Origin of the sequence: Actinomadura monticuli (assembly GCF_041463655.1) — a bacterium.
Lineage (GTDB): Bacteria > Actinomycetota > Actinomycetes > Streptosporangiales > Streptosporangiaceae > Spirillospora > Spirillospora monticuli.
Window position 1 is genome coordinate 42,836 of sequence record NZ_JAXCEI010000005.1, and the last position, 20,578, is coordinate 63,413.

Annotated in this window: 21 protein-coding genes; 7 read left to right on the plus strand and 14 right to left on the minus strand. The window is 72.8% G+C overall.

The window, feature by feature from the left end; all coding sequences use genetic code 11:
• Positions 1-102 precede the first annotated feature (102 nt).
• On the plus strand, positions 103-1,272 hold the full coding sequence (locus SM611_RS12045) for an acyl-CoA dehydrogenase (RefSeq protein ID WP_371949560.1): 1,170 nt from the start codon (positions 103-105) through the stop codon (positions 1,270-1,272).
• Between the two features lie 95 nt (positions 1,273-1,367).
• Here SM611_RS12045 and SM611_RS37635 read toward each other — a convergent pair whose 3' ends face one another.
• From SM611_RS37635 to SM611_RS12075, 6 genes are all read right to left on the minus strand, one after another.
• Positions 1,368-1,883 carry a PIN domain-containing protein gene (locus SM611_RS37635; protein ID WP_504230280.1) on the minus strand — a complete coding sequence of 172 codons (516 nt, stop codon included), beginning with the start codon at positions 1,881-1,883 and terminating at the stop codon, positions 1,368-1,370.
• Between the two features lie 16 nt (positions 1,884-1,899).
• Positions 1,900-3,015 carry a helix-turn-helix domain-containing protein gene (locus SM611_RS12055; RefSeq protein WP_371949563.1) on the minus strand — a complete coding sequence of 372 codons (1,116 nt, stop codon included), beginning with the start codon at positions 3,013-3,015 and terminating at the stop codon, positions 1,900-1,902.
• A gap of 7 nt (positions 3,016-3,022) precedes the next feature.
• On the minus strand, positions 3,023-3,685 hold the full coding sequence (locus SM611_RS12060; protein ID WP_371949564.1) for a serine/threonine-protein kinase: 663 nt from the start codon (positions 3,683-3,685) through the stop codon (positions 3,023-3,025).
• Positions 3,686-3,797: 112 nt separating this feature from the next.
• Positions 3,798-4,256, minus strand: a complete 459-nt coding sequence (locus SM611_RS12065) for a hypothetical protein (protein WP_371949566.1) — start codon at positions 4,254-4,256, stop codon at positions 3,798-3,800.
• A 74-nt stretch (positions 4,257-4,330) separates the two neighbouring features.
• Positions 4,331-5,122 (minus strand): thioesterase family protein, encoded by a 792-nt coding sequence (locus tag SM611_RS12070; protein WP_371949568.1) that lies wholly within the window; start codon positions 5,120-5,122, stop codon positions 4,331-4,333.
• Between the two features lie 47 nt (positions 5,123-5,169).
• A complete protein-coding gene (locus SM611_RS12075) occupies positions 5,170-6,837 on the minus strand; it encodes an LCP family protein (protein WP_371949570.1) in 1,668 nt (555 codons plus the stop codon).
• A 242-nt stretch (positions 6,838-7,079) separates the two neighbouring features.
• Between SM611_RS12075 and SM611_RS12080 the strand changes: the two genes are divergently transcribed.
• Positions 7,080-8,153 (plus strand): glycosyltransferase family 2 protein, encoded by a 1,074-nt coding sequence (locus tag SM611_RS12080; protein WP_371949571.1) that lies wholly within the window; start codon positions 7,080-7,082, stop codon positions 8,151-8,153.
• Positions 8,154-8,251: 98 nt separating this feature from the next.
• Positions 8,252-9,007, plus strand: a complete 756-nt coding sequence (locus tag SM611_RS12085) for a hypothetical protein (RefSeq protein ID WP_371949572.1) — start codon at positions 8,252-8,254, stop codon at positions 9,005-9,007.
• Between the two features lie 101 nt (positions 9,008-9,108).
• Here the strand turns inward: SM611_RS12085 and SM611_RS12090 are convergent, their stop codons facing one another.
• On the minus strand, positions 9,109-9,873 hold the full coding sequence (locus tag SM611_RS12090) for a glycerophosphodiester phosphodiesterase (protein ID WP_371949574.1): 765 nt from the start codon (positions 9,871-9,873) through the stop codon (positions 9,109-9,111).
• A complete protein-coding gene (ispD, locus tag SM611_RS12095) occupies positions 9,870-10,571 on the minus strand; it encodes a 2-C-methyl-D-erythritol 4-phosphate cytidylyltransferase (RefSeq protein ID WP_371949576.1) in 702 nt (233 codons plus the stop codon). Before ispD ends, SM611_RS12090 begins: the two co-directional genes overlap by 4 nt.
• 308 nt (positions 10,572-10,879) lie before the next feature.
• Between ispD and SM611_RS12100 the strand changes: the two genes are divergently transcribed.
• Genes SM611_RS12100 through SM611_RS12115 form a run of 4 tightly spaced genes read left to right on the plus strand, consistent with a single transcriptional unit; the run spans position 10,880 to position 14,458 of the window.
• On the plus strand, positions 10,880-11,611 hold the full coding sequence (locus tag SM611_RS12100; RefSeq protein ID WP_371949578.1) for a phosphocholine cytidylyltransferase family protein: 732 nt from the start codon (positions 10,880-10,882) through the stop codon (positions 11,609-11,611).
• Positions 11,612-11,668: 57 nt separating this feature from the next.
• Positions 11,669-12,742 carry an iron-containing alcohol dehydrogenase family protein gene (locus tag SM611_RS12105; protein ID WP_371949580.1) on the plus strand — a complete coding sequence of 358 codons (1,074 nt, stop codon included), beginning with the start codon at positions 11,669-11,671 and terminating at the stop codon, positions 12,740-12,742.
• A complete protein-coding gene (locus SM611_RS12110) occupies positions 12,732-13,580 on the plus strand; it encodes a CDP-alcohol phosphatidyltransferase family protein (protein WP_371949582.1) in 849 nt (282 codons plus the stop codon). Before SM611_RS12105 ends, SM611_RS12110 begins: the two co-directional genes overlap by 11 nt.
• 23 nt (positions 13,581-13,603) lie before the next feature.
• On the plus strand, positions 13,604-14,458 hold the full coding sequence (locus tag SM611_RS12115) for a glycosyltransferase family 2 protein (protein ID WP_371950030.1): 855 nt from the start codon (positions 13,604-13,606) through the stop codon (positions 14,456-14,458).
• Here the strand turns inward: SM611_RS12115 and SM611_RS12120 are convergent.
• The 6 genes from SM611_RS12120 to SM611_RS12145 form a co-directional block, all read right to left on the minus strand.
• Positions 14,455-15,093, minus strand: a complete 639-nt coding sequence (locus SM611_RS12120; protein WP_371949584.1) for a TetR/AcrR family transcriptional regulator — start codon at positions 15,091-15,093, stop codon at positions 14,455-14,457. The genes SM611_RS12115 and SM611_RS12120 overlap by 4 nt on opposite strands.
• 132 nt (positions 15,094-15,225) lie before the next feature.
• Positions 15,226-17,652 (minus strand): HelD family protein, encoded by a 2,427-nt coding sequence (locus SM611_RS12125; RefSeq protein ID WP_371949586.1) that lies wholly within the window; start codon positions 17,650-17,652, stop codon positions 15,226-15,228.
• 71 nt (positions 17,653-17,723) lie between these two features.
• Entirely contained in the window at positions 17,724-18,374 is a 651-nt protein-coding gene (locus SM611_RS12130; RefSeq protein WP_371949588.1) for an SDR family NAD(P)-dependent oxidoreductase, read from the minus strand.
• Positions 18,371-19,105 (minus strand): acetoacetate decarboxylase family protein, encoded by a 735-nt coding sequence (locus SM611_RS12135; RefSeq protein ID WP_371949589.1) that lies wholly within the window; start codon positions 19,103-19,105, stop codon positions 18,371-18,373. The genes SM611_RS12130 and SM611_RS12135 overlap by 4 nt, the downstream gene beginning before the upstream one ends.
• A 46-nt stretch (positions 19,106-19,151) precedes the next feature.
• Positions 19,152-19,658 (minus strand): SRPBCC family protein, encoded by a 507-nt coding sequence (locus SM611_RS12140; protein WP_371949591.1) that lies wholly within the window; start codon positions 19,656-19,658, stop codon positions 19,152-19,154.
• A 177-nt stretch (positions 19,659-19,835) separates the two neighbouring features.
• A complete protein-coding gene (locus SM611_RS12145; RefSeq protein WP_371949593.1) occupies positions 19,836-20,432 on the minus strand; it encodes an HD domain-containing protein in 597 nt (198 codons plus the stop codon).
• Positions 20,433-20,578: the final 146 nt, after the last annotated feature.

Genomic DNA, 20,578 nt, shown 5'->3' on the forward strand with positions numbered 1-20,578 from the left:
TCGATTCGCCGTCGCCGACGTGCGGCCTTGGTGGACACGTGCCCACTGCGGGCGGGTACCTGCGCCGCCGGACGCCCCCTACTGGCGGGTAGCATCTGCGGCATGAGTTCTGACTTTCCCACGTACGCGCCGTCTGAGGAGCATGAGCTGCTGCGGGCTACGGTGCGTGAGCTGGCCGAGGCCAAGATCGCTCCTTTCGCGGCGGAGGTGGACGAGGAGTCGCGGTTCCCGCAGGAGGCCCTGGACGCGCTGGTGGCCAATGGCCTGCATGCGGTGCACGTGCCCGAATCGTACGGGGGTGCGGGGGCGGACGCGTTGGCGACGGTGATCGTGATCGAGGAGGTCGCGCGTGCGTGCGGGTCGTCGTCGTTGATCCCGGCGGTGAACAAGCTGGGCACGGTGCCGGTGCTGCTGGCGGGTTCGCGGGAGCTGAAGGAGAGGTATCTGGGGCCGGTGGCGCGGGGGGAGGCGATGTTCTCCTATGCGTTGTCGGAGGCCGATGCGGGGTCGGACGCGGCGGGGATGAAGACCCGTGCGGTGCGTGATGGTGATGCCTGGGTGCTCAACGGGGCGAAGATGTGGATCACCAATGCGGGGGTGTCGGAGTTCTACACGGTGATGGCGGTGACCGATCCGTCGGCGGGTGCGCGGGGGATCTCGGCGTTCGTGGTGGAGAAGTCCGATCCGGGGGTCTCGTTCGGTCCCAAGGAGCGCAAGCTGGGGATCAAGGGGTCGCCGACCCGGCAGGTGATCTTCGAGGACACCCGGATCCCGGCCGATCGGATCATCGGCGCCGAGGGCACCGGCTTCAAGACGGCGCTGGCGACGTTGGATCACACGCGGATCACGATCGCGGCGCAGGCGCTGGGGATCGCGCAGGGGGCGCTGGATTTCGCGCTGGGGTATGTGAGGGAGCGGCGGCAGTTCGGTAAGCCGATCGCCGATTTCCAGGGTGTGCAGTTCATGCTGGCCGATATGGCGATGCGGTTGGAGGGGGCCCGGCAGCTGACCTACCACGCGGCGATCAAGTCCGAGCGGGCGATGGGCGGGGAGAAGGTGGCGGATCTGACGTTGGTGTCGTCGGCGTGCAAGGCGCTGGCCTCGGATGTGGCGATGGACGTGACCACCGACGCCGTCCAGCTTCTGGGGGGGTACGGGTACACGCGGGAGTTCCCGGTGGAGCGGATGATGCGCGACGCCAAGATCACCCAGATCTACGAGGGCACCAACCAGATCCAGCGCATGGTCATCGCCCGCCAGCTCCTCAAGTAACCGCGTCACGCGACCCACAAGGGGTCGGCCAGGGCCGCGGTAATAGCGCCGCCCACGACCGTGAAGGCGAAGACCGTGCCCGGCCGCCCCGCTCCTCACCCCAGCAGACCCTCGCATCGTGCCCATTCGAAGAAGCCGGCGCCGTCACAGGGCAAGTACGCTTCGTGGTCGGACAGGAGGTCCACGACGGCCGCGGCCTCCGCCACCTCAATGATCTTGTCTCGGCCGCCGCCGCAGAGTGTCTCCAGCGTGCCGGTGACCTTGATGCCTCGTTCGACGCCCTGCCGGCGACCGGCGCGATCATCGACCATCGCGGTAATGCTGTGGAATTCCGCGTACGCCAGGGTCGTCGCCTCCCCAATGTTGCGCATGCCGCCGCCGAGTCGTCCGTGGTACTGGGAGAACATGGCCAGGTACGAGAGAGCGGTCTCGTTGGCGACGGTCAGCCATGACTGGGCCGCGGCTTGGTACAACTGCGCGTGCCGGGAACCTCCCCGCAGGAGCTCCTCCTCAACGGCGGACGTGATGAAGCACTCGTGACCCGCCAGCAGCTTCTCCAGAACCGGAAGCTGGTTCGATCGTGCGAAGTAGTTGAGCGGTGAGCTGTCGATGACAAGCGTCGGCGATTCACCGGAGTTCGCCCCGGAGCGCCTCCAGCGGCACCTCGTCCCGGGCCGGCAGGTCGTCGATGTCGATCTGGCCGCGCAGCATTGCGTTGATGCGCTCGGCGGACAGGCGGTGGGTTCTGTAGGCGCGTATCGCGGCGGCGGCAACACCCGTCGGAAGGTAAGGGGCCGCGAGTTCTTCCGTGACGCGCATGCCGCATTCGAGGTAGTCGGCACGCGTCGGAGACCTGGAATCGAGCGCCCTGAACTCCTCGCGCGAAAGCAGCTCGAAGGTTCTGAGCTGACGCAGGGTGACGGACCAGCTCGTGCGGTACTCGGTGCTCAAGATGATCGCCGCGGGACGCGGCTCGTGCTCGGTGCGGAGTGTTCGCCAGCGTTCGGTACAACCGGCGCGGGGGATGAGCAGGTTGGCGGCAAACGCATCGATCGCCTGTTCCGTGGCGCTGGTGCCCGCCCCCCAATCGATGGAGTAGGCGTCGCCGAAGAGATGGTGCCCCAATTCATGGGCGAGAGTGGACCGGCGCCGTCCCGGATCGAGATCCCCATTGATGAGCGCGACGCCGACACCGTCAACCTCGGCGTATGCACCGTCCCCGCCGTCGTCTCCGAGGGCCACGGAGTACGGATAGAGACCGGCTCGCTCCACGACATCGGCCAGGTCGTGAATCGGAGAGCGGGGATCCAGACCGAGCAGTGATCTGGCCCGCGATGCGGCTTCCTCCGCTTGCCAGCCGGGATCTCCAGGGTTGATGGCTTTCAAGGAGGCTTTGATGGTGCTCGGTTTGAGGGCACACACCTCGACGAGGACAGCGATGTCGCGCGAGATGTCGTTCAGCGCCTGATCGCCCTTCGGGTAGCCCCGTCGTCCCTCCAGGGCCGCGCGCCGGCTGACGACGGCGGCGGGCGGGGGTGAGACGAACCACTGGAGGGGACGGTCAAGGGCGTCGGCCAAGCGCACAAGCTCCAGTGAGCTGATCTGCCGCCGACCAGTCTCGATCTTGGTGACGGCCGTGCGATCCAGGCCCACCTCTGTGGCGAGGGCCTCCTGGCTGAGTCCCAGGGCCTTGCGAGCCTCTGCGACCCGGCCCCCGACTTCACGCCATCCCTGCTCCTCCATTGTGCCATTATCGCACATGCCCGATCGGGGCGCCGAAGGCATGGGTCCCGGTGGCCGCGAAGGCGAGGGTGGCGCCCCAGGCGAGCATGTCGGTGCGCGGGCCGATGAGCCCGGCGTCGATCTGCTCGGGCGCCATGTAGGCGGGCGTGCCGATCTGGCGGCTGGCGTTGGGAGCGATGGTCTCCAGCGCGCGGGCGATCCCGAAGTCGACCACGCGGGGCCCGTCCGGGCCGAGCAGGATGTTCTCCGGTTTCAGGTCGCAGTGCACGATGCCGGCCGCATGGATCGCCGCCAGCGCGGCGAGGGTGCCCGACGCCAGCCGGGCCAGCTCGCCGCCGGCGCACGGCCCGTCCGCCGCGACGCGGTCGGCCAGGGACGGTCCGGGGATGTACTCGCTGACCACGTACGGCACGCCCCGGTGTTCACCGGCGTCCAGTACCTGGGCGGTGTAGTCGGAGACCAGCCGCGCGGCCTGGATCTCCCGCATGAAGCGGCCACGGGCGCTCTCATGGGCGGCATAGCGGGGATGGAGCAGCTTGACCGCGACCCGGGCCGCGTCGAGCGCGGCCAGGTAGACACTGCCCTGGCCGCCTTCGCCCAGGAGGCCGCTCAGGCGGTAGCGGCCGATGGACTGCGGGTCCCAGGGGCGTAATGGCTGCGGTTCGCTCATGACACCTTCGCCAAGCGATCTTAGGGCGTACAGCCCCGAGCTTGGCATAAGCGAGCCGTGTGCGGGACCCGGGGGACGGGCGGGTGGGCGCCCGTCCCCGTGTGGTCGCGAATCAGTTGTGGGAGATCTTGAGGTTGACGGAGCCGTCCTTGTTCATGCGCGGGCGGAACGTGACGCCGTTGTAGCTGGCGGTCGTCGCGGACGTCGGGCTCGCGTCGACCGTGCTGGTCAGCCTGGTGTCCTGGCCGCGGATGATGAAGGTGACCCGCTGGTCCTCGGTCTTGACACGGACCGTGCTGCCGCCGTACTGCTCGCCGAGCTTGATCGTCTGGCCGTCGCGGATCGTGACCTCGCAGTCGGCGTCCGCGCACTCCCTGAAGTCCGCGTCGGCCTTGCTCTCTTCGGCGGCCGGCGCGGCCTGACCCTCCGCGGACGCCGCCGGCGGCGGGGCCTCGTCATGAGGGGACGGCGGCGGGGCCGCGAGCGAAGTGCCCGCGGCGGCGATCCCGGCGGTGAGCGTCATCGAAACGGCGGCGGCCATCGTGAGCAGGCCGGTAACCCTGGTCGACATCCTCTGGACTCCTGACGGGTGACTGCGTTCTGTCACTGATCTGTTACGCAGTGTAGTCGATCACGAGCGTTCCGTCACGATTGCTCGTCCACCAGGAGGGTCTGGAGGGCGCGGCCGACCTCGCCCGACGGGTCCGCCAGGGTGGCCTGGCAGAGGGCGCTGCCACCGGGGGCGGCGTCCAGGGACGCGGCCATGCACAGCCACTCGCCGACCGGGTCGCGGTGCAGCGCGACGGTGAGGTCGGTGTTGATGACGAGCCACTTGGAGAAGTCCAGCTGGCTGCCGACGCCGGACGCGCTGTCGGCCAGGGTGAGGGCTCGGACGAGCGGCGTGTCGGCCTCGCCGGCGACCAGCGGGACGCGGGCGCGCGCCCAGGTCGTGCCGGGGCCGGACCTGCCGAACGCGCCGTCCACCAGCCGCCACTCCATCGCGGAGAGGTAGCCGTCCACGTGGACGCCGGGCCACGGCCCGAACGGCGGCGTCGTGTCGGGGAGCGGCGGCGGGGCCGGGGCGTGCGCGACCGGGTCCAGGTGCGGCGGGGCCGCCATGATCCGCCACGCGGAGGCGCGGACGACCGGGCTGCCCTCGTGGGTGATCTCGCCTTCGAGGAGCGCGATCCGCTTGCCGGGGCGGACGACCCGGACGCTCACGTCGAGGACGGCCACGGGCACCGGGCGGAGGATCTCGACCGTCACCCGCGCCACCCGCGTGCCGGGGACGGGATCGTGCCGCTCGAAGGCCCGCCCGATCAGGCCGGACACCGGCCCGCCGTGCTGGAGGCCCGGCGACCAGGGGCCGGCCGTGGCCGGGGTGCTCGCGAACCGGCCGCCGCCGAGGGCCTCGTAGAACGCCTCGTCCTCGCTCATGGTGCTCCCTTCCACGTCCACCAGAACTTTATTCTAGTGGACGGGGATCAGGCGCAGAGCTTGGACGTCGCGGTGCCCGTCTCGATCTCGGGGGAGGAGGACGGCGACGCGCTCGGGCCCGCCACCTTCACCTTCTTCACGCCGTCCCAGTCGGCGCCCACCATGACCTGCACGCGGGAGCCGAGCGAGGGCACCTTCTTCAGCTTGGCGCCCGGGATCGCGGCGGCCAGCGTCTTGGCGGAGTCCTCCCGGCCGGGGCCGTACTGGATCTGCGTGGTCTGCAGGCCGCGCCGCGCCACGCCCGGCACGACGGCGACCTCGAAGCCGATCTTGCGCAGCTGGCCGCCCGCCTTCGTCGCCAGCCCGGGAGTGCCGATCGCGTTCAGGACGCGGACGGAGATGTCGTCCGGCGGGACGGTCAGCTCGTCCTCGGGCTTCTGCGTCGGCGACGCGCTCGGCTTCGCGGTGTGCTCGGCCAGCGGCTCGTCGCGCCGGATCCGGGTGAACAGGTCGCGGGCCTTGTGGTGGTCCCACTGGACGGTCGACTGCTGGGTCGGCGCGTTCCACAGGACGGTGTTGTAGTCGGGGTTGGACAGCGGGACCGTCGCGAACGTGAGGTCGTCGGTCGACAGGTCCTTCATCTGGTCGGCGAGCTTCGGCAGGTTGTCGGCGAGCTTGTCGTCGACGCGCAGCGACTTCAGCGCCGCGTTCAGGAACTTCGTCGACTTGACCGGGTCGCCGAGCGTCTTCGTCGACAGCGCCTGCTTCAGCATCGCCGCCATGAACTGCTGCTGCCGGTCGATGCGGCCGAGGTCGCTGCCGCCGGTCAGGGTGTAGCGGGCGCGGGCGAAGGCGAGCGCTTTCAGTCCGTCCACGTGCGACTTCCCGGCGGGGAGCCGCAGCCCGCTCTTCGCGTCGTTCACGGCCTGCTCGGTGCACACGTCCACGCCGCCGAGCGCGTCCACCATGCGGACGAACCCGAAGAAGTTCACCTCGACGTAGTGGTCGATGGACACGCCGGTGGCCTGCTTGATCGTGCTGACCGTGAGGTCGGGGCCGCCGAACTGGTACGCCCAGGTCAGCTTGCCGGGACGGGCCCCGACCCGCGACCCCTTCGCGCCCTCCGACCCGTTCGACCGGTGCGCCGGGATCGTCACGTAGGAGTCGCGCGGCAGGCTGACCACGGACACGCTGTCGTGGTCGCGGGACACGTGCACCAGCAGCATCGTGTCGGAGCGCTCGCCCTCGAAATGCCCGAGCTTGGCCGCCTTCTGCTGCGCCTTCGTCAGCCCCTCGCGCCGGTCGACGCCCGCGACGAGGATCGTCATCGCGCCCTTCGGCGCGTCCTTGCCCTTGCCGAGCCCGCTGACCGACACCTTGTCGATCATGCCGGTGACGTAGTTCTGGAACGCCCACGCGCCGCCCGAGGTGAGCAGCACGACCGCCGACATCGTCCCGGTCAGGGTGAGGAAGCGCTTCTGCCGCCGGGCGCTCATCGCGGCGCGCGGGCTGAGCCCCCGGCCGGGACGGCGCGGGCCGCGCGGGCCGTCCACCGACACGCGCGGCGCGGGCATCCCGTCGATCGTCACGCCCTCGATGCCGTCGCCGTCGTCGCCCGGGGCCGCGTGCGCGCCGGGACGCGGCCGGAAGTAGCGCTCCAGCGGATCCGGCTCGGCCGGATGGCCGTCGCGACCCGAGTCGTGCCCGTCTGCCATGCCGGCCGCCGCCTCCCGAAGCTCACGTTCCGCCGTGCGTCCCCACCACTCTAAAGTGGGGGACGCCCGTCCGTTCGCTACCTGGACCTCGTGTCCTTGCAGTAACGTGGCGCCGTCTTGACCACACCCCGGCGGCCCGCACGCGAACCTGGGTGGCGTGGGCCGCGTCAGGCATAGCGAGCAAGAGAGAGGAAGGGCGTCCGCCTCCGGTGACTCCGGCCGGCGCGCGTCCGCGAGCCCACATGAATTCGTCTCCCCGTGCCACGAACCAGGAAACCCAGTACGCCGTGAAGACCCGACCCGACTCCGGTGAACGCACCTGGCCCGCGGTGTCGGTCGTGATGCCGGTCCTCAACGAGCAGCGTCACCTCGCCGACGCCGTGCGCGGCATCCTGAGCCAGGAGTACCCCGGCGAGCTGGAGCTGGTGCTCGCGATCGGGCCGTCCCGCGACCGCACCGAGGAGATCGCCCGCGGCCTCGCCGCCGAGGACCCGCGCGTCCTCGTCGTCGACAACCCGACCGGGCGCACCCCGCAGGGCCTCAACATCGCGATCAAGGCGTCGCAGTACTCGATCATCGTCCGGGTGGACGGGCACTCGCTGCTGCCCGCCGACTACGTCCGCGCCGCCGTCGAGACGATGGAGGACACCGGCGCCGACAACGTGGGCGGGATCATGGCCGCCGAGGGCGTCACCCCGTTCGAGAAGGCCGTGGCGCGGGCGATGACGTCCAAGCTCGGCGTCGGCAACGCCCGGTTCCACACCGGCGGCGAGGCGGGCGAGGTCGAGACCGTCTACCTCGGGACGTTCCGCCGCAGCGCGCTGGAGCGGGTCGGCGGCTACGACGAGACGTTCGTCCGCGCGCAGGACTGGGAGATGAACCACCGCATCCGGGAGACCGGCGGCCGGATCTTCTTCACCCCGCGGATGCGGGTCACCTACCGGCCGCGCCCCAACCTGCGGGCGCTCGCCAAGCAGTACTTCCACACCGGGCGCTGGCGGCGCGTCGTCGGGCGCGAGCACCAGGGGACGCTGAACCTGCGCTACCTCGCGCCGCCGATCGCCGTGGTCGCGATGGTGGCGGGCGTGATCGCGGGGGCGTTCGGGTTCTGGCCCGGCTGGCTCCTGCCCGGCGGGTACGCGGCCGCGATGGTCGCGGGCGCCGCCGTGGAGGGACGCGGGCTGCCGCTGTCGGCGTGGGTCCGGCTCCCGCTGGTGTTCGCCACCATGCACGTGACGTGGGGAGTGGGGTTCCTGACGAGCCCGCCCAGGCTCGGCCAGCCGACTCCGGTCAAGCCGGGCGAATCCGTCCAGTAGCGGGGAGAAGGCATATTCACCTCTGAACCGGCGTGCGTTTCCGCACGTCTGAGGGTTAGGTTTGGCGGGATCGCCGACCCGGGCCCTGGAGGGTGGACATGTCCAACGGAGCACGACACGGCCTCGGCGTGGTGGCCGGCGTCGTCCTGACGCCGGTCGTCATGCTGTGCCTGATGTACGGCGCCGGCAAACTGCGCATCGTCTACAGCTTCGGCATCGTGCGGTTCCAGAGCTACCACGGGAAGGAGCTCTGGATCGGTCTCGCGGTACTGGCCGTGGCGGGTGTGCTGCTCGGCCTCCTGGCGGGGTCCCGGCTCTCCCCGGTCGCCTCGCTGGTCGCCGGGGCGTTCTACGCGGTCATCGGGCTCATCTGGCTGATGTCGCCGCGCTGGGCGATCACCCACCCCGACATCGACTCCCTGCCGAGGGACCTGCGATACGGCTACACGATGCTCGGCCCCGTCGGCGTCTTCTTCGTCCTCGGCGTGCTGCTGCTCGTGGCGTCGCTGGCGCCGTCCCGCTGGAAGGCCCGCGCCGCCGCCGGCGCCGCGCCGCGCTACGCCGGTCCGCCGCCCGCGCCGATGGGCCCGCCGCCCATGCACGGCGTCGGCGCTCCCATGGGCGCCCCGCAGCCGCCGCAGGGCCCCTCCTGGCAGGGTGCTCCGCAGTACGGCGCACCCGGCGCGCCGCCCGCGCCCCCGGCGCGGCCCGCCGCGTCCAACCCGCCGCCGCTGCCGTCCGCCGCACCCGCCCCGGCGGCCCAGGAGCAGCCGAAGCCGTCTGGCGACGGCGGTTCCGACGACGACGAGCCCGGCGAGTGGACGCGCATGTACGGCGGCAACCGCCCGAAGTGATCGAGACCGGGACGTGATCATCCCGGTACGCGGCTCTCCGCACGGTCAATCGCGGCCCATCTGATCACGTGCTGCCCGACCTACAGCGTCGAAGGCGTAGCTCAGACGGCGGCGAGGACGCCGGGGACGTCGTTGACCACCATCGCGTCGAACCCGGCCTCCGCGTAGGTCGGCGCCGCCTCCGCGGACGGGCACCAGGCGATCGTCTCCAGGCCCGCCTTGTGCGCCACGTCCACGCAGTGCTCCAGCGGGCGCAGCCGCGTGTCGGGGTGCTCGATGCCGCACGACCCGGTGTGCACGGCGACGGCGTCCAGGCCGAGCCCGGCCGCCGCCGGGACGGCGTGCCACAGCGGGAAGCGCAGCCACGTCAGGAGCCCCAGCGGGACGCCCGGCACCTCGTCCTTCAGGAACGTCAGCAGCGACGGGTCGAACGACGTGACGAGCAGCCGGCGCCGCTTCGCCTCCCGCCGCAGCACCGGGACCAGCAGCGCGCCGGTGCGGCGGGACGGCTCGTCCAGCGCGTCCTCCAGGACGGTCTTGACGTCGACGTCCACCGCGACGTCCGCCGGCAGCGCGTCGAAGATCTCGGTGAGGCGGGGCAGCCCGCTGGCGGTGGCGGGCAGGTCGATCAGGTGGGCGCCGTCCACCGTCGTCGGGTCGTGCCGCAGGACGAGATGGTCGTCGGCGGTGCGCGTCACGTCGATCTCGACCCAGGGCCCGCCGGGAGCGCGGTGGAGCGCCTCGGCGGCGGCGAGCAGCGACGGCAGCGTGTTCTCGGAGACGGGCGCCGCGGCGCCGGGCGGCGTGAGGTCGCCCGCCCCGTAGCCGCGGTGCCCGATGACCGTGGGGGCGCTGTCGAAGATCAAGGCTTCACCTCGGTGGCGAGATGTTCGGCGACGACGGCGTCGAGGGGCTGGGTGACCTTGAGGTTGCGCTCGCTGCCCTCGACCACCCGGATGGGGACGTCCGGCAGGTAGCGGTGCACGATCCCGCAGTCGTCGGTGGCGCGCAGGGCGGGGTCGGCGAGCGCCAGTTCGTACGCCTTGCGGATGGTGCCGAGCCGGAAGCCCTGCGGGGTCTGGAACCGGCTGAGCGTCTCGCGCGGCGGCATCGAGGCGACCACGCCGTTCTCCACCACGACGATCGTGTCGGGCGACGGGATGCCCACGGCGACGGCCTCGCAGCCGTCGAGGGCGTCGAGCACGCGGTCGATGACGGGGGCGTCCACGAACGGGCGGGCCGCGTCGTGGAACAGGACGCGGACGTCGTCGGGACGCCCGTCCAGCACGCGCAGCGCCGCGACCGTGGAGGCGGTGCGGGTGTCGCCGCCCTCGATCACGGCGGCCGTCTTGCGGAACGGCGCGGCGATCGCGGCGGCGTCGCGCAGGTGCCCGGCCGCCATCACGACCACGACCTCGCCGATGCCCGGATGCGCGTCGAACGCGCCGATCGCGTGCGCCAGGATGGGCCGCCCGCCGACCTCCATGAGCTGCTTGGGGCGTCCCGCGCCCATGCGCGCGCCCACCCCGCCGGCGAGCACCACCGCAACCGTCCGCGCCGCCATGTCACCCCAGTCCTCCCGGCTTCCCGGCCACGCTCAACGTACCGGACGGCCCCGCGGCGAGGAGCGGACGAACCGGCTCGCACCGCCCGAGCGCGCCGGATCGAGTATGGTTACCTCGCCGTGTCGGGGTCCGCGCGGGCGGTGCCCGCACCGCTCCACCACGACGGCATCGTCCGCCCCGCCAAAGACCCGGCTCGTTCGCGTACGCCGCGCCGACCGTCTACCTTGCGGGCACGGATCACGTTCGACCTGACAAGGGCGGTTGTCGGGGGGCGTGGGGGTCCGCCCCCACAGGAAAGGGAGAAAGCATGATCGGCATGGTGCTGGCGGCGGGTGCGGGCCGGAGGCTGCGGCCCTACACCGACACCCTCCCCAAGGCCCTGGTCCCCGTGGACGGCGAGACCACCATCCTGGACATCGCCCTCCGCAACCTCGCCGAGGTCGGGCTGACCGACGTCGTCATCGTCGTCGGCTACTGCGCGTCCGCCGTCGAGGAGCGCAAGGCCGCCCTCGAAGAGCGGTACGGCGTGGCCCTCACGCTGGTTCACAACGACAAGGCCGAGGAGTGGAACAACGCCTACTCCATGTGGCTGGCCCGGGAGCACTTCTCCAAGGGCGTCCTCATGGTCAACGGCGACACGGTCCACCCGGTGGGCGTCGAGAAGACGCTACTGGCCAACCGCGGCCCGGACATCCTCCTGGCGGTGGACGATGTGAAAACCCTCGCCGACGAGGAGATGAAGGTCATCCTCGACGGCGACGGCCACCTGAAGACCATCACCAAGCTGATGGACCCGTCGGCCGCGGGCGGCGAGTACATCGGCGCCACCCTGATCGAGCCCGCCGCCGCCGAACCGCTGGCCGACGCCCTCAAGGCCACCTGGGAGCGCGACTCCGACCTCTACTACGAGGACGGCTACCAGGAGCTCGTGAACCGCGGCGGCCGGATCGGCGTCGCGCCGATCGGCGAGGTCGACTGGGTCGAGGTCGACAACCACGACGACCTGGAGAAGGCCCGCCGCATCGCCAAGGGCTACTGACCGCAGGCTGCCGGACGTGGGCGCCCGCCCCGGGCGCCCGACCGAGCGAGGAGGCACATGCCCCTGCTGACGCGGATGCTCAACGCGCCGCTCTCCATCGACGTGCGGCGCGGTGCCGTCGCGGCCCTCGGCGAACTGCTCGCCGACCGGCGGATCGTCACCGAGGGACGGGTGGCGATCGCCGTCGGCCCCGGGCAGGGCGACCAGATCGCCGAGCAGGTCCGGCCGTCCCTGTCGGCCTGCGAGGTGTACCAGGTCGCAGGCGGCACGGTGGACGCGGCCGTCGAACTGGCGTCCAAGCTGCGCGCCGGGTCCTACGAGGCCGTCGTCGGGATCGGCGGCGGCCGGACGATCGACGCCACCAAGTACGCGGCGACGCTGTCGGGCATCCCGATGGTGTCGGTCGCGACGAACCTGTCCCACGACGGGATCTGCTCGCCGGTCGCCTCGCTCGTCCACGACAGCGGCAAGGGCTCGTTCGGCGTGGTGATGCCGCTCGCGATGGTCGTCGACCTCGACTACGTGCACGCCGCGCCCGCCCGGCTGATCCGCGCCGGGATCGGCGACGTGGTGAGCAACTTCTCCGCGGTGGACGACTGGCTGCTCGCGTCCGAGCAGTGCGGCGAGCGGGTCGACCGGATGGCGCTCACGGTGGCGCGCACCGCCGCCGAGGCGCTGCTGCACCAGCCCGGCTCGATCGAGGACGACCGGTTCCTCACCGTCCTCGCCGAGAGCCTGGTCCTGTCCGGGATGTCGATGGCGTTCGCCGGCGACTCCCGGCCCGCGAGCGGCGGCGACCACGAGATCCTGCACGCCATCGACCATCTCTACCCGGACACGGCCAACCACGGCGAGCTGGCCGGTCTCGGCGCCGCGTTCTGCTACCACCTGCGCGCGACCCGCCTCGGGTCCGGCGGGGAGCGGCTGCACGAGATCCTCGCCTGCCTCGGCCGGCACGGCCTGCCCCGGGTGCCCGGCGACGTCGGGCTGAGCACCGAGCAGTTCGCCGAGGCCGTGCTGTTCGCACCGCAGACCCGGCCCGGCCGCTACACCATCTTGGAATACCTCAATCTCGACAAGGGCGAGACCCGCAAGGCGGTGGAAGAGTATGTCCAGGCCCATGGAGGCTGAGCTCCCCGGGCATTCCGACGCGCCCCCGGAGGACGACCACCGGCCGCACCGAAAGGGCGCGAAGGTCGCCGACGTCCGCAGGTACGGCCAGCCCCCCGGCCTGAAGGACCGGCGCAACGAGGAGCACTGGGCGGGCCGGCTCTACATGCGCGACGTCTCCCCGTACTTCGGGTGGGTCGCGCTGCGCCTCGGCTTCAGCCCGAACCAGCTCACGTACATGATGATGGCGTGCGGCGTGCTCGCCGGCGTCGCGGTGTCGCTGCCGGTGGACCCGCTGTGGACGGCCGTGGGCGGCGCCGTCCTCATCCAGCTCTACCTGCTGCTCGACTGCGTGGACGGCGAGGTCGCCCGCTACCTGCGGCAGACGTCGGTGGCCGGGGTGTTCCTCGACCGCATCGGCCACTACCTGTCGGAGATCTCGCTGCTCGCCGGGCTCGGGTTCATGGCGCAGGGCGGCTGGGAGAACGGCGGCTGGGTGGAGCTCGGCCTCCTCGCCGCGCTCGGCGCCGCGCTGATCAAGGCGGAGACCGACAACGTCGTCGTCGCCCGCGCGAAGTCCGGGCTGACCGCCGACCCGTCCGGCGGGGACCGGGCGCTGCGGCCCCGCTCCACGCGCATCGCGCTGGCCCGGCAGGCCGCGTCCATGCTGCGCTTCCACCGGATCATCGGCGCGGTCGAGCTGTCGCTGCTGATCCTGGCGGCGGCCGTGCTGGACACCGTCCTCGGCAACGACGATCCCGTCGCGGTCCGCGTCCTGACGGTCGCGGTCGCCGCCGTCGCGGTGGCGCAGACGCTGCTCCACCTGGTCAGCATCCTGGCGTCCCGGAGGCTGAAGTGAAACTCTCCGTCGTCGTCCTGACCATGGGCAACCGCCCGGAGGAGCTCGCCCGCGCCGTCCGCAGCGCGCTGGAGCAGGAGCACGTGGACGTCGAGGTCGTCCTCGTCGGCAACGGCGTCGACCCCGTCGGCGACCGGGCCGATGCCGCGCCGTTCGACGACGAGCGCGTCAAGACCCTGACCCTCCCCACGAACCTGGGCATCCCGGGCGGACGCAACCGGGGCGTCGAGGCGTCCTGCGGCGATGTGATCCTGTTCCTGGACGACGACGGCTGGTACCGCTCCACCCGCCTCGGCGTCCACCTGCGCGACCGGTTCTCCGCCGAACCCGACCTCGGCGTCGTCTCGTTCCGCGTCCGCGACCCCGAGGGCGGGCGCGGCGAGCGCCGGCACGTCCCGCGGCTGCGCGCCGGCGACCCGGAGCGCTCGTCGCCCGTCACGACGTTCCTCGGCGGCGCCTGCGCGGTCCGCCGCGCCGCGTTCGACGCCGGCGGCGGCCTCCCGGAGGACTTCTTCTACGCCCACGAGGAGACCGACCTCGCCTGGCAGATCCTCGACGCCGGGTACCGCATCGTCTACGACGCGTCGGCGGTCATGTTCCACCCGGCCGTCCTGCCGACGCGGCACGACATGTTCTACCGCTACAACGCCCGCAACCGCGTCTGGCTGGCCCGCCGCAACCTGCCGTGGCCCCTCGCCCTCACCTACCTCGCCGTGTGGGTCGGCATGACGCTCCTGCGCGAGCGCAGGCCGAGCGCCCTCAAGCCGTGGTTCAAGGGCTTCGCGGAGGGCTGGCGCAAGCCCGCCGGGCCCCGCCGCCCCATCTCCTACCGCACCGCCTGGCGCATGACCCGGACGGGACGCCCCCCGATCATCTAGGGGGTCGTGACCGCCGCGAGGATGAGGTGGGTCAGCTCGGCGGTGATGTCGTCGAGGGGGATGTCCTGGTCGCGGGCGGACCAGTGGTGGACGAGGTTGTTGACCGCGCCGATGATGGCGATCATGGTGAGCCGGTAGTCGCGGTCGACGGCCTCGCCGCGGTCGACGGCCTCGCGGGCCATCGTGGTGAGCGAGTCCTCCCACTGGCCGCGCCAGCGGAAGCGGTGCTGCTCCAGGGTCGCGCTGACGCCGATGACCTCGACGAACGCGATGCGGGCCCAGCGGGGGTCGCTCGCGGTGACGGTGACGAACGCGCGGACGGCGCGTTCCACGCGGGTGCGGAGGCCGGCGCCGGCGGCCTCGGCGTAGGCGGCGGCGAGGGCCTGCGCGGCGCGCTCGTTGATGGTGCTGTGCAGCGCGGTGAGGAGTTCCTCGCGCCCGCTGAACTCCTCGTAGAAGTTGCGGGTCGACACGCTCGCGGTCGCGCACAGCCGCTCGATGGACGTCGCCGCGTAGCCGCGCGTGCCGAACAGTTCGAGCCCGGCGTCGAGCAGGCGCTCCCGCCGCTCGGCGCGGCGCTCCTGCGCGGACCGGCCGCCATAGCTGCGCCTGGGTGCGGGATTACGGCCGCTCATCGCTCTCCGTTCACCCGTGCGTAAAAGGGGGGCAGCGTCAGCCTAACTCTCGCCGGCGGGCACTTCTCACCCTCGTGTGGCGGGCCGCACCGGGCGGCTCCCCGCGCCCGGTGGCCCGGGCCGGGGCGCGGCTCAATCGGCCAGCAGCGTGTCGCGCCAATCCGGGTCGGCGGTGAGGACGGTCAGCCGCTGCGTCGCGCGCGACACCGCCACGTAGAGGACGCGCAGCCCGCGCGGCGACTGCGCGGCGACGGTCTCGGGCGCCGCGATGACGGCCGCGTCGAACTCCAGCCCCTTGGCGTCGAGGACGTCCAGGACCTGCACGCGCTCCGGCAGCCCCGCGCCGAGGCGCTCGCGGTCGCGCTCCGTCCACGCCGCGCCGCCGCCGGACTCTTTCGCGGCCATCGGGACGATGACGCCGATCGTGCCGTCGACCTGGCCGAGGAGTTCCTCGGTGGCCTCGCGCGCGGCGGCGGCCAGGCCGGCCTCGGGGACGACCCGGACGACAGGGTCGATGCCGGACGTGCGGACGGCGCGGGCCGGGCGCGCCTCGGGCAGCGCGCGGGCGAGCACCCGGGCCGACACGGCGGCGATCTCCGTGGAGTTGCGGTAGTTCGTGGTGAGTTCGTACTCGTGCCGGGCGCGGGGCGCCGGCTTGCGGGTGCGGCGGCGGCCCCGGGACGCCGGCCGCTCGCCGCCGAGCGCGGCCTCCATCGCCCGCCGGGCGGCGCCGAGGTCCTCCCAGGCGCTCTGGGCCGGGTCCTCGACGATGGTCCAGCTGGCCTGGCGCCCGCGCCGGCCGAGCATCCGCCACTGCATGGGGGAGAGGTCCTGAGCCTCGTCGACGACGATGTGCGCGTACTCGGGACGCTCCTCCACCACGCCGTCGTCCACCCGCCGGGACCGTTCGAGCCGCTCCATGGACGTGGTCAGCTCCTGCATCTCCGGCTCCCACGCCTCGTCCGCGACCTCCTCGCCGGTGAGGATGTTGACGCCGTCGACGACGAAGGGATCGTCCTCGGACGGGGCCTTGCGGCGGCGGGACGGGCGGGGCGGCGAGCCGAGCAGCGCGTCCAGTTCGTCCAGCAGCGCGACGTCCTGGTAGCTGAGCGGGGCGTCGCCGGCCCAGGACGCGGCGAGCGGCTCGACGTCGGCGCGGTCGAGGTCGCGGCCGGCGGCGCGGCGCAGCCGGGCCGGGTCGCCGAGGGAGCGCAGCACGTCCAGCGGCCGGCGGATCGGCCACCAGGCGACGAGGAAGTCGGTGAACGACCGCTGCTCGCGGACCCGCGCGTCGAACTGGGCGCGCTTCGGGTCGCCGCCCTGCGGGCCGCGGCCGGGCTCCTCGTCGAGGGAGGCGAGGCCGTCGGCGGCCAGGATCGCGTTCCACAGCCCCGTCTCGGCGCTCTCCTCCGCCTCGGCGGCCTCCGGCCCGCCGACGTCGTTGAAGCGGCGCCAGAGGGCGTCCAGGAGCAGCTCGGCGGCCCGGCCGCGCGCCGCGTTGACGCTGCCGCGGCTGCGCCGGTGGAGGTCGTTGCGGAGCCGGTCGAGGCGGTCGCGGCCGAGGGTGACGACGACGCCCTTGAACACGACGCGCAGCTCGTCGGGGGCGCCGGGCGCGTGGTCGGCGACGGCGCGGCGCAGCACGGTGACCATCGTGTCCGCGCCCTTGACGCGGGCGAGCCGCGGCGGGTCGTGGACGGTCGCGGTGGCCCCGTCGACGAGGTCGCCCAGCGAGCGCAGCGTCGCCGAACCCTCGCCGAGCGACGGCAGCACCCGCTCGATGTAGGCGGTGAACCGGCGGTTCGGGCCGATGACGAGGACGCCGCGCGACCCGAACCGGCGGCGGTGCCGGAACAGCAGGTAGGCGACGCGGTGCAGGGCGACGGCCGTCTTGCCGGTGCCGGGGGCGCCGCGCACCAGGACGGTGCCGTCGGCGGGGGCGCGGATCACCTCGTCCTGCTCGCGCTGGATCGTCGCGACGATGTCGCGCATCGCCCCCTCGCGGGCGCGGGCGAGGGAGGCGAGGAACGCGCCGTCGCCGACGATCGTCATGCCGTCGGCGGCGTCCGGGTCGAGGAGGTCGTCCTCCAGGTCGACGACCGTGTGCCCGCGCGAGTGCAGGACGCGGCGGCGGACGACGCCGCGCGGGTCCTCGGGGGTGGCGCGGTAGAAGTCCTCGGCGGCGGGCGCCCGCCAGTCGATCACGAGGGAGTCGTGCTCGCTGGTCCGCACCCCGATGCGGCCGACGTAGCGGACCTCCCCCGTCGGCCGTTCGCCGGGGGCGAGGTCGAGCCGGCCGAACACGAGGCCGTCGTCGGCGATGTCGAGGGCCTGGGCGCGCAGTGCCGCCTGGTGGACCATCGCGTCCCGGTCCACCAGCGAGCCCTTGGTGCCGGCGAGTGACTGACGGTAACCCTCGCGGATCATGGCCTGGGCGTCGGCGCGCATCTCCTCCAGCCGGGCGTAGGCGATGTCGACGTAGCGCTGCTCGGCGGCGATCTCTTGATCCTTCACCGTGCCGCCGGGGCCGGTCGGCCGCCCGGTGACCTGGGACGACATGCAGGCTGCTCCTCGCACGTGGGTCGCGCCGGGGACGTCCCCCGGCCCCCCGAAGGGGCGGAGGAGACAGCTTATTCGGTCGGCCCGGGGTTCAGCGCGGAGCGGCGGCCGCGCGGCAGGTGCGGGCGGCCCCTCCCCGGCCGGACGTGCAGGTCACCGGGCGGGCGCGCGAGCGAGCGGTCCAGCGCGTCGAGGACGCGGCGCGGCGGGGTCTCGCCGTCCAGGTGGACGCAGCGGAGCGTCACCCCGCGCCCGCCGTGCTCGCGCCAGAGCGCGGCGGTGTAGGCGGCCACCGCCCCGGACGCCGCGGCGGCGGCGCCCGTCGCCGCCGGGCCCGCGCAGAGGACGAGCTCGCCGGAGCCGCGTTCCAGCATGCCCGGCAGCACGGCCCGCACGACGTGCACGGCGCCGAGCACGTCCATGCGGAGAACACGTTCTATTTCGCTGAGCGGCTGGTCCAGGGCGGGCGCGGCCGGCGCTGTCGCGGCGGCGTGCACGACCCGGTGCACGGGGCCGGCCATCGCCACCACGTCGGCGAGGGCCCCGGGGTCGGTGATGTCGCAGGTCCGCACGTGCGTGTTGGGGGAGCGCAGTGCCGTCTCCTTCAGGCCGGCCTCGTCGGCGTCCACCGCGACGACGTCCCAGGCCGCCGCCGCGAGCCGCCGCGCGGCCAGCGCGCCGATCCCGCCCGCCGCGCCCGTGACCAGGGCCGTCCGCCTCACCGGTGCACCTCCTCGGCGCCCTCGAAGACCATCTGCAGGTGCCCGACCGTGCTGCTGCTGAGGGGCCGCGCGCGGTCCAGCCCCAGCCCGCGCAGTTCCTCGGCCACCGGATGGTCGCCCAGCATCACCGTCGCCCCGCCCGGACGGGTCCGGACCTCGGACGGGGTCAGCGTCCACGGCGTCCGGCGCGTGACGCCGTCCATGCACGAGTAGGCGTCGACCTTCGGCGCGGCGGTGCCGGCCGGCACCGGCAGGCCGGGCCGCAGCGCGACCTCGATCGCCGTCCGCCCGCCGAGCCGCACCGCGCAGCGCTTCACGCGTCCGGACAGGTCCATGGGGATGTCCGCGATCTCCTTGGGGAAGCCCCAGATCGTCCGCCCGGCCTCCAGTGTGAACTCCTGGTTGACCGGCAGCCAGTGGATGAACGCGCCGACGCCGCGCATCCGCCCGAGCAGCCCGGGGGGCTCCGCGCCGGGCGGGCGCACGAGGAACGCGACGGCGAACTCGTGGTACGGCCCGAGGTCCCCGTCCGCGTAGCGGACGAACGCCAGTGAGCAGATCGCCCGGCCGGGCAGCGGCTCCGCGACGTCCAGCCCGGAGTAGGCGATGACGGCCTGGGCGGCGCGGGCGGGGACGGCGAACATCGCCGACCCCACGGCGGCGTCGCGGATCCGCACCGGGAGGGTGACCCGCTCGCCCTGGATGGCATGCGCTTGCACGGTGCTTGTCACACCGCTTAGTAGAACAGGTTCTCGTTTTGCTGCCAAGAACCGGGGCTCACCCCTTCTCGGCCGCCGTCCGGATCCGGTCGAGGGTGGCGCGCATGCCCGCGCGGTTCACCGCGGCGCGCCGCTCCGCCGGGACGCCGGTGAAGAGCCTGCCGAGGAGCGAGACGAACGCGGCGCCCCGGTTGTCGCGGCGCAGGTCCTCCCAGTACTCGGTGAGCCGCGTACGCGGCGCGTCCGGCCCCGCCGGATCGTCCGAGACGTCCTCGACGCGGTATCCCCACAGCGCAACGGGCATCCCGAAGCTCGACACCCGGAACGCGAACGCCCGGCCCGGCACCGCCGCCGTCACCTTGCAGGTGGTGAACCACACCCGCCACCCGATGCGGTTGAACCCGACGAACCTCGTCCCGGGCTCGACCGCCTTCCCGCGCATCCACGTGGCGAAGACCTCGGGGCTCCACTCGCGCATCCGCCGCGGATCCGCGACGGCCGCGTACACCTCGTCGGGCCGCGCCGCGACGGCCACGCTCTCCTCGACCACCCACTCCCGTTTCATGCAGTATTTATTTCATTGGCCTCGGCGCCGGGCGCTGGGGGCCCTCCTTCAACGGCCAACGCGGCGATCGCCGCATCGCTTCGGCCCGCCTGGCGGCTCGCTGCGCGATCAGGGTTCGCGCAGGCTCGAAACCTGGCTTCGCACGCGATCGCAACGTCGAGGCCGGCGACGGCTGAGCTAACGCAGGTGAGCGAATCCGGCACTCCAACTCGCGTACCAGGTGCGGAACCAGGGGTGGGGCTCGGCGAGGGGGACGATGTAGGTGAGGGTCTCGGCGTAGTACCGGCGCTGGAAGTCCGGCGGCATCCGGTCGAGCGTCTGGACGTTGCTGGCGCGGTCGGCGAGCTTCACCTGGATCGCCTCGGCCGGGGCGTCGCCGAGGCGGCGCAGGTAGGCGGCCCTCGCGGCGCGCTTGGCCTGGCGGCCGGCGCCGCCCGCGGGCGGCTTGGTGACCCAGTCGACCAGCTCGGCGACCTCCGGGCCGAACCCGGCCTCCACGTCCTGAACGGACGCGGGGGTGTCCTCGACGACGTCGTGCAGCACCGCGGCCGTCAGCACGGAGGGCGTGAACACCCCGGCACCGCGCACGAGCACTTCGAGCGCCTCGAGCAGGTGCTCGACATAGGGCGCGCCCGTGGGGCGCTTCTGGTCGCCGTGCCAGCGCTCCGCGGCGGACACGGCCTTCTCCAGGGCGTCCACGTCGATCGGGAGGCCGGACGCCGCGATGTCCGCACGGGCCGTGTCCCAGGTGTGCCAGTGAGTGAAGACCTCCACGGTTCAACTCCGTTCTGTCGCGCCGGACGTCCGGCACACGGCATGGTGGGTGTCGTCCCAAGACACAGTAATCAGCGGGCCCGCCCGGCGGCGGGCACCGGGGATCGGCGGAGGGAGGCGGCGCGGTCGTGGTCGGGAGCCGGCAG

Bases quoted from the DNA above. Each gene is read 5' to 3' on its own strand.
- SM611_RS12060 (WP_371949564.1), bottom strand. From the start codon at position 3,685: ATGAGCGAACCGCAGCCATTACGCCCCTGGGACCCGCAGTCCATCGGC.
- SM611_RS12100 (WP_371949578.1), top strand. From the start codon at position 10,880: ATGATCGGCATGGTGCTGGCGGCGGGTGCGGGCCGGAGGCTGCGGCCC.
- SM611_RS12105 (WP_371949580.1), top strand. From the start codon at position 11,669: ATGCCCCTGCTGACGCGGATGCTCAACGCGCCGCTCTCCATCGACGTG.
- SM611_RS12080 (WP_371949571.1), top strand. From the start codon at position 7,080: ATGAATTCGTCTCCCCGTGCCACGAACCAGGAAACCCAGTACGCCGTG.
- SM611_RS12045 (WP_371949560.1), top strand. From the start codon at position 103: ATGAGTTCTGACTTTCCCACGTACGCGCCGTCTGAGGAGCATGAGCTG.
- SM611_RS12055 (WP_371949563.1), bottom strand. From the start codon at position 3,015: ATGGAGGAGCAGGGATGGCGTGAAGTCGGGGGCCGGGTCGCAGAGGCT.
- ispD (WP_371949576.1), bottom strand. From the start codon at position 10,571: ATGGCGGCGCGGACGGTTGCGGTGGTGCTCGCCGGCGGGGTGGGCGCG.
- SM611_RS12115 (WP_371950030.1), top strand. From the start codon at position 13,604: ATGGGCAACCGCCCGGAGGAGCTCGCCCGCGCCGTCCGCAGCGCGCTG.
- SM611_RS12070 (WP_371949568.1), bottom strand. From the start codon at position 5,122: ATGAGCGAGGACGAGGCGTTCTACGAGGCCCTCGGCGGCGGCCGGTTC.
- SM611_RS12075 (WP_371949570.1), bottom strand. From the start codon at position 6,837: ATGGCAGACGGGCACGACTCGGGTCGCGACGGCCATCCGGCCGAGCCG.
- SM611_RS12120 (WP_371949584.1), bottom strand. From the start codon at position 15,093: ATGAGCGGCCGTAATCCCGCACCCAGGCGCAGCTATGGCGGCCGGTCC.
- SM611_RS12085 (WP_371949572.1), top strand. From the start codon at position 8,252: ATGTCCAACGGAGCACGACACGGCCTCGGCGTGGTGGCCGGCGTCGTC.
- SM611_RS12065 (WP_371949566.1), bottom strand. From the start codon at position 4,256: ATGTCGACCAGGGTTACCGGCCTGCTCACGATGGCCGCCGCCGTTTCG.
- SM611_RS12125 (WP_371949586.1), bottom strand. From the start codon at position 17,652: ATGTCGTCCCAGGTCACCGGGCGGCCGACCGGCCCCGGCGGCACGGTG.
- SM611_RS12110 (WP_371949582.1), top strand. From the start codon at position 12,732: ATGGAGGCTGAGCTCCCCGGGCATTCCGACGCGCCCCCGGAGGACGAC.
- SM611_RS12140 (WP_371949591.1), bottom strand. From the start codon at position 19,658: ATGAAACGGGAGTGGGTGGTCGAGGAGAGCGTGGCCGTCGCGGCGCGG.